Raw genomic sequence first — 13,134 nt, 5'->3', positions numbered from 1 at the left:
GCCTCCACCGGCGCAGGTGGAGGCCGCCCGTTTTGCTGCGTGCTACCTGTTGAGACGGCTTGCCTCACTCGTTAGACGTACAACACTTGATGCGGGGATGCTTTAAGCGCTAGCTTCGTTCTGCGTCGCCAACAGCCTTGTTGCTAGGGCATGTTCATGCCCTGGGGGCGCAACACCCCCTCAGTCTGCGCCGATTGGGGGGAAACAAAGGGGCCACCCCGCTACCTACAGCTCGTCACGCCGGTCGTGGGCAGGGGGTGGCCCCGACGTCGCGTCAGGAGGCTCCACCATGCGCGTCCCGTATCCCGTCCGGGCCTTCTGGTGTGAGCGGATCACCTACCGCACGATGGACGCCGACGACGTGGCGGACGTAGCGCGGTACGCCACGAACGCACCGGCTGAGGCGATCCGCCGCATCCGGGCCGACGTACGTGCGCTGGCGCACTCGCTGCCGCCCATCGAGCGGCACCGCGCGCTGAGTTGGGTCGACGGCGGCGGCTGTGTGGGGGCGATGGGGGCTCTGCACCGGGGCGAGCCGTGCGGGTTCTCGTTGAGTCACCGGGGGCGGTGGATCGAGTGGTCCGTGCACCCGTATCTCGAATTCTGCCCCGGTGGGGAAGGGCTGATCGCGGTTCTCGGGGGTGCCTGTCCCGGGGCGCCGTCCTGACGGCTTCGGGCGGGCCGGGCGTCCAGTGGGTGGTCGCCCACTCGACCGGGGTGCCGGGGCCGCCGTACTGTGGGCCCCGGAACGCACACCGGGAGAACGCGAGAGGAGCGAACGGTATGAGCTGCCTGACCAAGCGCCGCCACATCGACCTCGCCCGCGTCTCCAGTGCCTTCTGTCGCCGCGAAGCCTGAGGAGACCTTCCCCTTCGCTCGCTGCCCGGTGCCTTGTGGCCGGGCCAGGGCTCCGTAACCGTCGGTGCCCCTCGCGGGTCCGCCGTGCTGCGTGAGCCGTCCCCCGCCCGGAGTCCTCGGTCGGCGCAGTCATCCGCCGCCGGAGCCTCGGCTGTCTCCTTCCGCCTGCCCGCACACTCCGTTCCGTGCGCCCGCCGCGACGGTGATCCGACCTGATCAGCGGCCGCTCCGCCATCCGTCGTACCCGGAAATGAGGGCCCATGGCCACCGTCCTGTCCGTCTCGGGAAGTCCGTCCGCCACCTCCCGCACCGCCCGCCTGCTGCGCCACCTCGACGCCCGGCTCACCGCCCAGGGCCACACCGTCGTCCCGCTCGACGTGCGCACCCTGCCCGCCGGGGCCCTGCTCGGGGCCGATTTCGCGCACCCGGACATCGTCCGGGCCACCGAGCTGTTCGCGTCGGCGGACGGGGTGGTCATCGGTACGCCCGTCTACAAGGCCGCCTACTCCGGCCTGTTGAAGTCGCTGCTCGATCTGCTGCCCCAGTACGCGCTGGCCGGGAAGACCGTCCTGCCGCTGGCCACCGGGGGCTCCACCGCGCATGTGCTCGCCATCGACTACGCGCTGCGTCCGGTGCTCTCGTCGATGGGGGCCGCGCACATAGTGCAGGGCTGGTTCGTGCTGGACCGGCACATCAGCGTCGCACCCGACGACACCGTGACCGTCGATCCCGCCACCGCCCGCTCGCTGGACCAGATCGTCGACCAGTTCTCCACCGCGCTGGACCACCGGCCGAGCCTGGCCGTGGCCGGCTGACCCCGGCCGCCCGGCAGGGCCGTACGGTCCGCTTCGGCATCCGGCCGCGCGCGCCGGGGTGGTGCGTCAGGGCTGAATGTTCTCCAGGTCCTCGATGAGCCCGGGGTGGACCGGCTGCCATCCGAGGGCGTCGCGGGTGTGGGCGCTGGTCGCCGGCTGGTCCATCGCGAAGACCGGGCCGAACGGTCCGAAGGTCTCCTCCGGGACCTGCTCGACGGGCAGGCCCAGCCGTCGGCCGATGACCGTGGCGATGTCCCGCACCGCGTCGCCCTCGTCGGCGACGGCGTGCCAGGACGTACCGGCCGGTGCCGATTCGAGGACCAGCCGGAAGAGGGCCGCCGCGTCGCGCGCGTGCACGGCCGGCCAGCGCTGGGCGCCGTCGCCCGGGTAGCCGGACACCCCGGTGCGGCGCGCCGTATCGGCCAGCAGCCCGGCGAATCCGCCCTGTCCCTCGTTGTGGACCGTGCGCGGCATACGGACGGCCGCGCTGCGCAGACCCTGCGACGCGAGGGCCAGCAGGGCCGTGACCGAGCGGCTCCGACCGGCCAACGCTCCTTCGGACGGCAGCGGATCGGCCTCGGTGGCGACACGCCCCGGCACCCAGGGGGTACCCGAGACGGCGACGATCGGGCGGTCGCTGCCGATGAGTTCCTGCCCCAGCGCGGTGAGCGCGGCGCTCTCCTCGGCGATGCCCCGCGCGAGCGCGTCCGCGCTGCCGTAGTCGCGCCCGAACGCCAGGCTGATCACGCCGTCGGACTGCGCGGCGCCGGAGCGCAGGATGCCGGGGTCCGCAAGATCTCCGCGCAGCACCTTGGCGCCTGCGCCCTCCAGGGTCTGCGCCGAGCGGTCCGAGCGGGCCAGCGCGAGAACGGTGTGGCCGTTGCCGAGCAGTTCGGTGATGACGGCGGACCCGATGGTTCCGGTACCGCCGGTGACGAAGACATGCATGGGTGCTCCCATGAGGCGAGGGGGTGTGATGGGACCGTTGTCCCATCACTGACCATACACGGGTGATAGGACAGCTGTCCCATCACCTATCCTGTTGTCATGGCCAGATGGCAACCAGGGGCAGCAGAGCGACTCGTCGTCGCGGCCGTCGACCTCTTCACCGAGCAGGGGTACGACGCCACGACGGTGACGCAGATCGCCGAGCGCGCAGGCGTCACCAAGAGCACCTTCTTCCGGTACTTCTCCGACAAGCGCGAACTGCTGGTCGCCGGACAGGAGACGCTCAGCAGGCTGCTCGCCGACGGCATCACCGAGGCGCCTGCGGATGCACGGCCGCTTCAGGCGGTGGCGGCCGGTCTTGAGCGCGCGTCGAGCGCCATGGGGCCTGCCAACCGTGAACTCGGCCCCCGCCTCAAGGCCGCGGTGGCGGCCAGTACCGAACTCCAGGAGCGCGACACCCTGAAGAGCGTCGGTCTCGCGGCTGCCATGACGGCCGCGCTCGTCGCCCGTGGTGTCCCCGAGCCGACCGCGCTGCTCGCGGGTGAGCTGGGAATCCTCGCCTTCAAGCTGGGCTACGCCCGCTGGTGCGAAAGTGATCGTGAGGACGGTGCGGAAGGGCTCGCGCCCTATGCGCTGGCCGCCCTGGAGGACCTGCGCGCGGCGAGCGCCTCACTGGGCTGACCGGGGCTGACTGGCTGGGCCTCGCCGGTTCCGTCCGGTGCCGTCCGGCCCGGGGTACGCCGACGGGATGCGCCTCAGCCGCAGTGCGCCTCGGCTCTAGTGCGCCTCAGCCGCACCCGGGCATGACTCCGCCCGGTGGCCGGCCTGGAGCCGGACCACCGGGCGGAGCCTTGTCCACGTGGAGTGGACCTGTGTCACTTGGACTTGAACACGTCCTTGATGGCTTCCTTGGCCTTGCGCGCATCGCCCGTGGTCTCTTCCGCGCGGCCCTCGGCCTGGAGCGACTCGTTGCCCACGGCGTCACCGGCGGTCTTCTTGATCTTGCCCTTGACCTGCTCGCCCTTGGCCTGTGCCTTTTCGTCCGCAGCCACGATCGCTCACGTCCTGCCTTCTCGGAAACAGTGTCATTCAAGCGCTTTGCCGCACTTCGCCCCTTCAAACCGCTGGGCCTGTGACGGGTCTGACAGCCGGCCCCGGCCGACAAAGGGCACAAACCAGGGGGCTACCCCGGGTACGACTTGCGTCCGGGGGGCGCACGCGTGGTGGGATGAGGTGATGCGACCCCCCACACGCATGCCCTCGCATCCACCCAATCCCTACCATCAGCTGGCAGAACTCAGTGACCCGGAACCGGGCTTCGAGCCGTACGGTCACGACGGGCGCGGTCACGACGGGCGCGGCTACGACGAGCGCGACCCCCTCGGGCTGGGGCTGAAGTCCGACGACCAGGCCGACGGGGCCGCAGGGGCCGACGCCTCCCGCCCGGAAGGCGCCGACGACGACAGCTGGTCGCCGCCCAACCACCGGGCCAGGGGCCGCTTCGCCGCCGTCTCCACCGTGGTGAAGGTCGCCGTCGCCGCCCTGGCCTGCACGGGCTTCCTCTTCCTCGCCGACCGCTTCGCCGAGCTGTACGCGCAGAACAAGGCCGCCGAGAAGCTCCAGCAGTCACTGCACCTGGTGACCAGGCCGGAGGTCGACATCCACGGCTTCCCCTTCCTCACCCAGGTGCTCGACAAGCACCTCGGCCGGGTCGACGTGTCCGTGCCCGACGTACCGGCCGACCGGGTCTCGCTCGCGGAGGTGCACGCCACCGCCAAGGACATCCGGATCAACGGAGACCTCCCCAGCTCCATCAAGGGCGCCGTGGTCGGCTCGATGGACGGCGACGTCTTCCTCTCCTTCGAGGACATGAACCGTGAACTCGGCGCATCGCAGGTCAAGTTCACCGACCAGGGCCATGACTCGATCGACGTGCGCGGTGGCCTGCCCGTGGCGGGTACGCAGGTACGGCTCGCGGCCAAGGCGCACGTCCGGCGGGACGGCGGCCGGGCGGTGTCCACGACGGTCGACCACATGCGGGTCGACGTCCCCGGGATCGCCACGTACACACCCGGCCGGGACCGCGCGCACTCCGGGCTGCGGCTCGCCCCCGAGGCGGCCGCCCGGATCGCCCGCGAGAAGAACCACATCAGGGCGCTGCTCTCGGTGCCGTCCGTGGTCGACCGGATCGGCGTACCGCAGAAGCGGGTGCGGCAGGCGCTGCACAGCGACGACGAGCTGCACCGGATGACCGGCACCCCCCGCTTCGCCCACCAGCTGATACGGGTCAACCTGGTCGACGAGGTCGCCGCCCACCCCTGGCTGCTGCAGAAGGCCGGGATCGACCCCAAGCTGATCGCCGCGGTGATGAGCCTGCGCCCGCCGGAGCTCTCCAGCCAGTTCTCGCTCTCCTTCAAGCTGCCCAAGGCCCCCGGCGACATCCGGCTGCGCCATGTGGTGGTGGAGAAGAAGGGGATCAAGGCGGATCTGGCCGGCTCCGGCCTGCGGCTGGGCAAGCAGGGCTGACCAGGGCGCAGGCAGGGCGGACAGGGCTGAGCAGGGCAAGCAGGACGGGCAGGGGGCGGGCTCCGGTGGGGCGGGGCCGCCCGTCACTCCCCCGGCGAAGGCGCGGGTGCCGGCGGTGAGTCCGGGGGCGGGGTCGCGGTCCCCGGGATCCGGATGACCGCCTCCGTGCCGCCGCCCGGCGCGGGGTTGAGCGCGATGTCGCCGCCGGACTGCTGGACCGTACGGGCCACGATGGAGAGCCCGAGGCCCGAACCGGGAAGCGAACGGGCCGACGGTGAGCGCCAGAACCGCTCGAAGACGTACGGGAGGTCCTCGGCGGGGATGCCGGATCCGTGGTCCCGTACCGTCAGGAGGCCCTCGCCCAGGGCGATTTCGATGGACCCGCCGGGCGGGCTGAACTTCACCGCGTTGTCCAGGACATTGATCACGGCCCGCTCAAGGGCGGCCGGTTCGGCCTGGACGTACCAGGGCCTCAGCTCCGCCGTGAAGGTCAGCTCCGGGCCGCGCAGCCGCGCCCGGTCCAGCGCCGACTGGGCGATGTCGTGCAGCGCGACGACGTTCAGGGTCTCCGGCGCGCGGATGGCGTCGGAGCGGGACAGCTCCTGCAAGTCGCCGATGAGCGCGGCCAGTTCGGTCATCTGTGCCTTGACCGAAGCCATCAGGGCCCTGCGGTCGTCGGGCGGGATGGGCCGGCCGGTCTCCTCGCTGCGGGCGAGCAGCTCGATATTGGTACGGAGCGAGGTGAGCGGGGTCCGCAGCTCGTGCCCGGCGTCCGCGATGAGCTGCGCCTGACGGTCGCGTGAGTCGCCGAGCGCGGCGGTCATCGAGTTGAACGACCGGGAGAGCCGGGCGATCTCGTCCTCGCCCTCGACCGGGATACGGACGGTGAGGTCCTCCGTACGGGCCACGTGCTCGACCGCCTCGGTCAGCTCGTCCACCGGCTTCAGCCCGGCCCGCGCGATCCACAGCCCCGCGGCGCCCGCGCCGATGACGCCGACCCCGGAGACACCGAGGAGGAGCAGGGCCAGTTCGTTGAGGGTGCTGCGGGTGTCCGCCAGGGGGTAGGCGACCATCTGGACGATGTCCGGGTAGGCCACCCCGGGCCGGTTGAACACGTGCGCCGTGAGGACCCGGACGGGGTGCCCGTCCGAGTCGGTGCCGTTGCGGTACTTGGCCAGCTCGGCATTGCCCGACTTGGCCAGGGAACGGTCGCCGCCGGTGACCCTGATGGTGCCCGCGCCACTGCGCACACAGGTGGTGCCGTCCGACTGGACGAGCTGCGCGTAGTACGGGGACGTCTGCTGGCCGAAGTTGCCGGGCGGCGCCGGGGCGCGGCAGTCGTTGAGGTTGTCGCGCAGCGTGGGCACCGACACGGGCTGGCTGTAGATCTGCCCGGCGAGCTTCGAGTCGATCTCGTCGTACAGCTTCCCCTGCACCAGGAACCAGCAGATCACCGAGACCACGGCCACCGCGAACGCCACCGCGGCGGCCGTCAGCATCGCCAGCCGGGAGCGCAGCGGAAGCCGCTGGAACCAGCGCACGGGCCGGGGAGTTCTCACTCGGCGCTCCCGGTCCGCAGCGCGTATCCCACGCCGCGCACCGTGTGCACGAGCCTCGGCTCGCCGCCCGCTTCCGTCTTGCGGCGGAGGTACATCACGTACACATCCAGCGAGTTGGACGACGGCTCGAAGTCGAAGCCCCAGACCGCCTTGAGGATCTGCTCCCGGGTGAGCACCTGGCGCGGGTGGGCCAGGAACATCTCCAGGAGGGTGAACTCGGTACGGGTCAGCTCGACCCGCCGCTCCCCGCGCACCACCTCGCGCGTCGAGAGGTCCATCCGCAGATCGGCGAAGGACAGCACGTTGTCGTCGGGGACCTCGCCCGCAGTCGCCGTGTACGAACTGCGCCGCAGCAGCGCGCGGATACGGGCGAACAGCTCGTCCAGTTCGAACGGCTTCACCAGGTAGTCGTCGGCGCCCGCGTCGAGACCGGTCACCCGGTCGCCGACCGTGTCACGGGCGGTGAGCATCAGGATCGGCGTGGTCGAACCCGATGCGCGCAGCCTGCGGGCCGCGGTCAGGCCGTCCATGCGGGGCATCTGGATGTCGAGGACGATGAGATCCGGTGCGTACGGCTCCGCCTTAGTCAGCGCGTCCAGACCGTCGACGGCGACCTCCGTGCCGTACCCCTCGAAGGCGAGACTGCGGCGCAGCGCCTCGCGTACGGCGGGCTCGTCGTCCACGATCAGGATGCGCTGCTGGTCGTGGCCGTCCTCGGCGGGGCTCATGGGCTCTCTGTCCTCGTCTGCTGGGGGTCGCTGGGGGCGCGGTCTCGCGCCCCTCAGCCTCGCACGGCCGGCCGGCGGCGGCGCGCGGCACGCCCCTTGGTGCGGGTGCCCGGGGAGGGCGCGGTGGCGGCGGACGTACGGACCTCGGGGGCCCGTACCGCCGTCTGTCCGGCCGATCCGGACCCGGCCCCCTGCCCGGCCTGGGACTGGGCCAGGGCCAGCGGAAGCCCGAGACCGGCCGGGCCGGCCCAGGAGACTGCGGTGAGCAGGGCGTGCCTGGCTCGGTTGACGGTGACGTTGACGGTCACATGGCCCTCCGGGGGTGCAGGCCGGCGCGGGGGCGCCGGCGGTCGTGCTAGTTGCTGCTGCTGTCGCCGCCCGCGCGCAGCTGGGCGAGGTCGGCCTTGACCGTGTTGATCGGAATGGCGAAGCCGAGACCCACGCTCCCGGCGGTGCTCGAACTGTCGCTGCTCTGCGAACTGGCCGAGTACATCGCGGAGTTGATGCCGACGATCTCGCCGTTCATATTGATCAGCGCACCGCCGGAGTTGCCCGGGTTCAGCGAGGCGTCGGTCTGGAGCGCCTTGTACGTGGTGGTGGAGTCGCCGGTGTCGCCGTTGAACTGCCGGCCGCCGAACTGGAACGGCCAGTTCCCGTCGCCGCCGCCCTCACCGCGGCCCTGGCCCTGCCCCTCGCCCTGTCCCTGGCTCTGTCCCTGGCCGTCCTCCTTGGCGACGGTGACATCGCGGTTCAGGGCCGAGATGATGCCGCTGGTGACGGTGCCGGTCAGGCCCTCGGGGGAGCCGATCGCCACGACCTGGTCGCCGACCGCCACGTGGGACGAGTCGCCGAGCGAGGCGGGCTTGAGGCCGGAGGCGTTCTGCACCTTGATCAGCGCCAGGTCCTTGTCCGGGTCGGTGCCGACCACCTTCGCCGTGTACGACTTGCCGTCGCTCAGGGAGACCTTGACCGAGTCGGCGCCGGAGATGACGTGGTTGTTGGTGACGATCTCACCGGCCGCGGTGACGATCACCCCCGCCCCGGTCGACTGACCCTCCTGCGAGGTCGCCTTGACCTCCACGATGCTCGGCGAGACGGCCTGGGCGACACCGGAGACCGTGCCCTTGCTCGACTGCGAGACGGTGGTGCCGCTGACGGTGCCCGCCGGATTGGCGCCGTTGCTCCCGTTGTCCATCAGGGACTCGGCGAGTGCCGCCGAACCGCCGCCCACCACCGCGGCGATGATGGCGACAGCGGCGAGCAGAGCGACCGGCCGCCTGGCGCGCCGGGGCCCGGCGTGGTCGTGGTCCGCCGGGGCGGCCGGAGCCGGGGGCGGCCAGGCCGCTGTCGGCTGGTGTGCGGGCGGCGGCGGGTAGGACCGGGCCGTGTACGCATCGTCCTGCTGCGGGTTGGGGTACTGCTCCGGGTTCTCGGTCATGTCTCATAGCCTCACCACCGACCATGAGAGTTTCCTGAGCGCCCGCTGAGAAGCCCGACAGAACCCCGTATGCCCGATATAAAGGCCCGACGGCCGTACGGGCGGGCGGCGTTGGCGGTCGTACGGGCGGGCGGCGTTGGCGGTCGTACGGCCGGGCGGCGTTGGCGCTCAGCCGCAGCCGCAGGAGCGGCGCACGACCAGCGCCGAGGGGAACTGCTTCAGCCGCTCCCGCCGCGACCCCGCGACCCGCAGCGCGTCGTCCAGTACGAGATCGACCGCGGAGCGCGCCATCGCCGGGCGGTCCGAGTACACCGTCGTCAGCGGCGGGTCCGTGAGGGCCGCCTCCTTGACGTCGTCGAAACCGGCCACCGCCAGCTCGTCCGGCACATCGATCCGCAGCTCACGGGCGGCCCGCAGGACACCGATCGCCTGGTCGTCGGTGGAGCAGAAGATCGCCGGGGGCCTGTCCGGTCCCGCGAGCAGCTTCAGCGCCACCTGGTAGGCGTCGTAGCGGTTGTACGGGGCCTGGAAGAGGCGCCCTTCGACGGAGCGGCCGGACTCCTGCATGGCGCGCCGCCAGCCCTCGACGTGGTCGGCCACCGGGTCACCGACGGAGGGCGTCGACTCGACGCCGCCGAGGCAGGCCACATACGCGTAGCCGTGCTCCAGGAGGTGACGGGTGGCGAGCTGGGCACCGCCGATGTCGTCCGTGACGACGGCGACGTCGTCGATCGCCTCGGGCCGCTCGTGCAGCAGCACCACCCGGGCGTCCCAGGCCTCTATCTCGGCGGCGGCACGCTCGCTCATGCCCTGGCTGACCAGGATCAGCCCGGAGACCCGCATCCCGAGGAAGGCCCGCAGATAGTGGAGCTCGCGCTCGTCGATGTAGTCGGAGTTGCCGACCAGCACCATCTTTCCGCGCTCGGAAGCGGCCTGCTCCACCGCGTGCGCCATCTCCGCGAAGAAGGGCTGCCGGGCGTCCGGCACGATCATCCCTATGAGGTCGGTGCGCCGGGACGCCATGGCCTGCGCCACCCGGTCCGGCCGGTACCCCAGCTCCTTGATCGCGTTGACCACCCGCTCGCGCGTGGCCGGGGCGACCGGCCTCGGCCCGTTGTTGATGACATAGCTGACGACCGCGGTCGAAGTCCCCGCCAGTCGTGCCACATCGTCCCGCGTCACCTTGGCCACGCGCGGCAGTCTACGCGGATGGACCCGCTCTGGGACCTACCGTTTCACCGGCCGGGCAGCGGGCTCCGGGAGCGCCGCCGTGTCCGCCGTCCGGGTCAGTGCCTCGGCGGCCTCGGCGGCGGCCCTGGCCTGGGCCTCCTCGGCCGCGCGCTCGACCTTCTCGGGGGTGACGAAGCGGTAGCCGACATTGCGGACGGTGCCGATCAGCGACTCGTGCTCGGGGCCGAGCTTGGCGCGCAGCCGCCGTACGTGGACGTCGACCGTGCGCGTACCGCCGAAGTAGTCGTAACCCCAGACCTCCTGGAGCAGCTGGGCGCGGGTGAAGACCCGGCCGGGGTGCTGGGCGAGGTACTTGATCAGCTCGAACTCCTTGAAGGTCAGGTCCAGGACCCGGCCCTTCAGCTTCGCGCTGTACGTCGTCTCGTCGACCGAGAGGTCGCCGATCCGGATCTCGGTGGGGGAATCGTCCGTCGTGATCTGCTGGCGGCCGGTCGCGAGCCGCAGCCGCGCCTCGACCTCGGCCGGACCCGCGGTGTCGAGCAGGACGTCGTCCACGCCCCAGTCCGCCGTGACGGCCGCGAGACCGCCCTCGGTGACGACGAGGACCAGCGGACAGCCGGGCCCCGTGGAGTGCAGCAGCTGACAGAGGCTGCGGACCTGGGGCAGGTCGCGGCGCCCGTCCACGAGGATCACATCGGCGCCCGGGGTGTCGATGAGAGCCGGGCCTTCGGCGGGAGCGACCCGCACACTGTGCAGCAGGAGTCCGAGGGCGGGTAGCACCTCCGTCGACGGCTGGAGGGCGTTGGTCAGGAGCAGCAGAGAACTCATCGCGCCCCACCTGCCGTGGTCGTCATACGGTCGTGCATATATCGCTCGCCCATTACGTCGATTCCTCCTCGGGGGACGTATGTGGCACTGCTTTTTTCTGCGCTTACCCCGTGCGCGGGGCTTGCTGTGCAGGTCCGGCGGCTTCGTATACAACGCGCCGAAAGCACAAAAGGACCTAGGGGCAACTTTGCCCAGGTCCTCATCCCACCAGAATAGCCCACATGAGTTCTGCGTCAGAAGACCGCTTCCGGAAAGCCGGTGTTCCCTTGGTCACTCCGGGCGACCTCAGGGTGATCCTTCGTACCCGGGACGGGGTGCCGATCGAGGCCCGGTACGAGCCGTGCGCGACGGGTGCGGCGGACACGGTGATCGTGGTCGCGCACGGGTTCACGGGGTCGGTCGACCGGCCGGCGGTGCGGCGGGCGGCGGAGGTGTTCGCGCGGCGTGCGGCCGTGGTGACGTTCTCGTTCCGGGGGCACGGGCGGTCGGGCGGGCGCTCGACGGTGGGGGACCGGGAGGTGCTCGACCTGGCGGCGGCGGTCGAGTGGGCCCGCGGCCTCGGGCACCGGCGGGTGGTGACGGTCGGCTTCTCGATGGGCGGCTCGGTGGTACTGCGGCATGCGGCGCTGGCGGGCGGGCGCGGGTCCGGTTCTCGTGGTTCCGGGTCCGGTGGGGGCGCGGCCGGGGCCGGTGGTTCCGCGGGCGGGGAGTTCGCAAGGGCGCGTACGGACGCGGTGGCGGCGGTGAGTTCTCCGGCGCGGTGGTACTACCGCGGGACGGCGCCGATGCGGCGGCTGCACTGGGTGGTCACCCGGCCGCTCGGGCGGCTGGTGGGGAGGTTCGGCCTGCGGACCCGGATCCACACGGAGGACTGGGACCCGGTCCCGCTGTCACCGGTGGACGCGGTGCCGATGATCGCGCCGGTGCCCCTGCTGATCGTGCACGGGGACCGGGACCCCTACTTTCCGCTGGACCACCCGCGGATGCTGGCCGCCGCGGCGGGGGCGGGGGCGGAGCTGTGGGTGGAGGCGGGGATGGGGCATGCGGAGAATGCGGCGGGGGATGCGTTGCTGGGGCGGGTGGGGGAGTGGCTTGTGCGGTAGGGGGGCCGGGGCGTGGGGCGCCTGCGGCGGGCTTTCGGGGGCGCTGCCCCCGGGCCTCCGCTCCTCACACGCCGGAGGGGCTTGATCTGGCCGGCAGTCGACGCCGGGAGGTGCCCCCAGGACGGGCTTGATTCGGCTGAGGTTGTGGGAGAAGGCGGGCGGCGGCGCGGCCGGTGCGTCGCACCCGGCATCATGGACCCGCGCGACGCAAAAACCATGAGGAGTACCCATGCCCGCGGGAACCATCCGCTACTGGGCCGCCGCCAAGGCCGCCGCAGGTACAGCCGAGGAGCCGTACGACGGCGCGACGCTGGCCGAAGTGCTCGACGCGGCGCGCGAGCGGCACCCCGGTGAGCTGCCGCAGGTGCTGCGGCGATGCTCGTTCCTCGTCGACGGCGATCCCGTGGGGGCCCGCGGCCATGAGACGGTACGGCTTGCCGAGGGCGGCACGGTAGAGGTGCTCCCGCCGTTCGCAGGAGGGTGACCCCCCACATGAGTGACCAGCCATATCCGTACGGGCAGCAACCGCAGCAGCCGCGCCGGCAACCGCAGCAGCCGCAGCCCGACCAGCCGTTCTACCAGGATCCGAACGCGTACCAGGATCCGAACGGCTACCAGGATTCCTTCACCCAGACCTGGAGCGGGCAGACCTGGGACACCCAGTACCAGCCGGTGCAGCGGCCGGACCAGGGGCAGGAGCAGAGCCAGGCCCAGGGGCAGGGCCAAGCTCAGGGCCAGGGCCCGTACCAGCAGGATCCGTACGTTCAGCAGGCGCCGCAGGCCCAGCAGGATCCGTACGTTCAGCAGGCGCCGCAGGCCCAGCAGGACCCGTACGCCCAGCAGGACCCATACACAGGGCAGGCGCCGTACGCCCAGCAGAACCAGCAGCAGCCCCCGTACCAGCAGCAGCCCCCCTACCAGCAGGCCCAGCAGGCCCAGCCCCAGCAGCCGTACACCGGCCCCGAAGCCACCTGCCTTCCGCCGCAGTCGCTTCCCCTGCCGCCGGAGATGCCCGCCCCCGCGCCCTACGCCGCGCCGCCCGTGCCCGTCGCGGGGGAGGGGCGCGGGGGGGGGCGGGCGGGCGCGCGGGTGGGGCGGGGGCGGGCGGAGCGGGTGGTTTTTGTAGAGACTAAACACGTC

Annotated in this window: 15 protein-coding genes and 1 pseudogene; 8 read left to right on the top strand and 8 right to left on the bottom strand. The window is 71.8% G+C overall.

Features of this window, described 5'->3' with window-relative positions; translation table 11 throughout:
* Positions 1-289: 289 nt before the first annotated feature.
* The 3 genes from ACFXBC_RS10490 (at position 290) to ssuE (ending at position 1,673) form a co-directional block, all read left to right on the top strand.
* A complete protein-coding gene (locus ACFXBC_RS10490; protein ID WP_385021346.1) occupies positions 290-667 on the top strand; it encodes a hypothetical protein in 378 nt (125 codons plus the stop codon).
* A gap of 116 nt (positions 668-783) precedes the next feature.
* Positions 784-858 (top strand): putative leader peptide, encoded by a 75-nt coding sequence (locus ACFXBC_RS10485; RefSeq protein ID WP_356828300.1) that lies wholly within the window; start codon positions 784-786, stop codon positions 856-858.
* A gap of 260 nt (positions 859-1,118) precedes the next feature.
* Positions 1,119-1,673, top strand: a complete 555-nt coding sequence (ssuE, locus tag ACFXBC_RS10480; RefSeq protein WP_385021343.1) for an NADPH-dependent FMN reductase — start codon at positions 1,119-1,121, stop codon at positions 1,671-1,673.
* A 66-nt stretch (positions 1,674-1,739) separates the two neighbouring features.
* Here ssuE and ACFXBC_RS10475 read toward each other — a convergent pair whose 3' ends face one another.
* Positions 1,740-2,621: an SDR family oxidoreductase gene (locus ACFXBC_RS10475; RefSeq protein ID WP_385021367.1), complete on the bottom strand. Its 882-nt coding sequence runs from the start codon at positions 2,619-2,621 to the stop codon at positions 1,740-1,742.
* A 99-nt stretch (positions 2,622-2,720) separates the two neighbouring features.
* Here ACFXBC_RS10475 and ACFXBC_RS10470 point away from each other — a divergent pair, with 99 nt between their 5' ends.
* Positions 2,721-3,302, top strand: coding sequence for a TetR/AcrR family transcriptional regulator (locus ACFXBC_RS10470; protein ID WP_385021340.1), 582 nt, complete (start codon positions 2,721-2,723; stop codon positions 3,300-3,302).
* Between the two features lie 194 nt (positions 3,303-3,496).
* Here ACFXBC_RS10470 and ACFXBC_RS10465 read toward each other — a convergent pair whose 3' ends face one another.
* Positions 3,497-3,673, bottom strand: coding sequence for a CsbD family protein (locus tag ACFXBC_RS10465; RefSeq protein ID WP_385021337.1), 177 nt, complete (start codon positions 3,671-3,673; stop codon positions 3,497-3,499).
* 202 nt (positions 3,674-3,875) lie between these two features.
* Between ACFXBC_RS10465 and ACFXBC_RS10460 the strand changes: the two genes are divergently transcribed.
* A complete protein-coding gene (locus tag ACFXBC_RS10460; protein WP_385021334.1) occupies positions 3,876-5,147 on the top strand; it encodes a DUF2993 domain-containing protein in 1,272 nt (423 codons plus the stop codon).
* An 83-nt stretch (positions 5,148-5,230) separates the two neighbouring features.
* Here ACFXBC_RS10460 and ACFXBC_RS10455 read toward each other — a convergent pair whose 3' ends face one another.
* The 6 genes from ACFXBC_RS10455 to ACFXBC_RS10430 form a co-directional block, all read right to left on the bottom strand.
* The gene (locus tag ACFXBC_RS10455; RefSeq protein WP_385021364.1) at positions 5,231-6,646 is read right to left on the bottom strand and encodes a sensor histidine kinase; all 1,416 of its coding nucleotides are present in this window, start codon (positions 6,644-6,646) and stop codon (positions 5,231-5,233) included.
* A 56-nt stretch (positions 6,647-6,702) separates the two neighbouring features.
* Positions 6,703-7,434 (bottom strand): response regulator transcription factor, encoded by a 732-nt coding sequence (locus tag ACFXBC_RS10450; RefSeq protein ID WP_385021331.1) that lies wholly within the window; start codon positions 7,432-7,434, stop codon positions 6,703-6,705.
* Between the two features lie 53 nt (positions 7,435-7,487).
* Positions 7,488-7,742: a hypothetical protein gene (locus ACFXBC_RS10445; RefSeq protein ID WP_385021328.1), complete on the bottom strand. Its 255-nt coding sequence runs from the start codon at positions 7,740-7,742 to the stop codon at positions 7,488-7,490.
* A gap of 47 nt (positions 7,743-7,789) precedes the next feature.
* Positions 7,790-8,872 (bottom strand): S1C family serine protease, encoded by a 1,083-nt coding sequence (locus ACFXBC_RS10440; RefSeq protein WP_385021325.1) that lies wholly within the window; start codon positions 8,870-8,872, stop codon positions 7,790-7,792.
* A 168-nt stretch (positions 8,873-9,040) separates the two neighbouring features.
* Positions 9,041-10,063 carry a LacI family DNA-binding transcriptional regulator gene (locus ACFXBC_RS10435; protein WP_385021322.1) on the bottom strand — a complete coding sequence of 341 codons (1,023 nt, stop codon included), beginning with the start codon at positions 10,061-10,063 and terminating at the stop codon, positions 9,041-9,043.
* 36 nt (positions 10,064-10,099) lie between these two features.
* Complete coding sequence (locus ACFXBC_RS10430) at positions 10,100-10,891, bottom strand: winged-helix domain-containing protein (protein WP_385021319.1); 792 nt, start codon at positions 10,889-10,891, stop codon at positions 10,100-10,102.
* 221 nt (positions 10,892-11,112) lie between these two features.
* Between ACFXBC_RS10430 and ACFXBC_RS10425 the strand changes: the two genes are divergently transcribed.
* From ACFXBC_RS10425 to ACFXBC_RS10415, 3 genes and pseudogenes are all read left to right on the top strand, one after another.
* A complete protein-coding gene (locus ACFXBC_RS10425) occupies positions 11,113-11,994 on the top strand; it encodes an alpha/beta hydrolase (protein WP_385021317.1) in 882 nt (293 codons plus the stop codon).
* Positions 11,995-12,223: 229 nt separating this feature from the next.
* Positions 12,224-12,478 carry a MoaD/ThiS family protein gene (locus tag ACFXBC_RS10420; RefSeq protein ID WP_385021314.1) on the top strand — a complete coding sequence of 85 codons (255 nt, stop codon included), beginning with the start codon at positions 12,224-12,226 and terminating at the stop codon, positions 12,476-12,478.
* A gap of 8 nt (positions 12,479-12,486) precedes the next feature.
* Positions 12,487-13,134, top strand: a pseudogene (locus ACFXBC_RS10415) (hypothetical protein); the annotation flags it as partial.

Source organism: Streptomyces sp. NPDC059398, assembly GCF_042751845.1.
Taxonomy (GTDB): Bacteria; Actinomycetota; Actinomycetes; order Streptomycetales; family Streptomycetaceae; genus Streptomyces.
The sequence above is the reverse complement of the archived record's forward strand: the minus strand, read 5'-3'. Positions and strand labels throughout refer to the sequence as shown.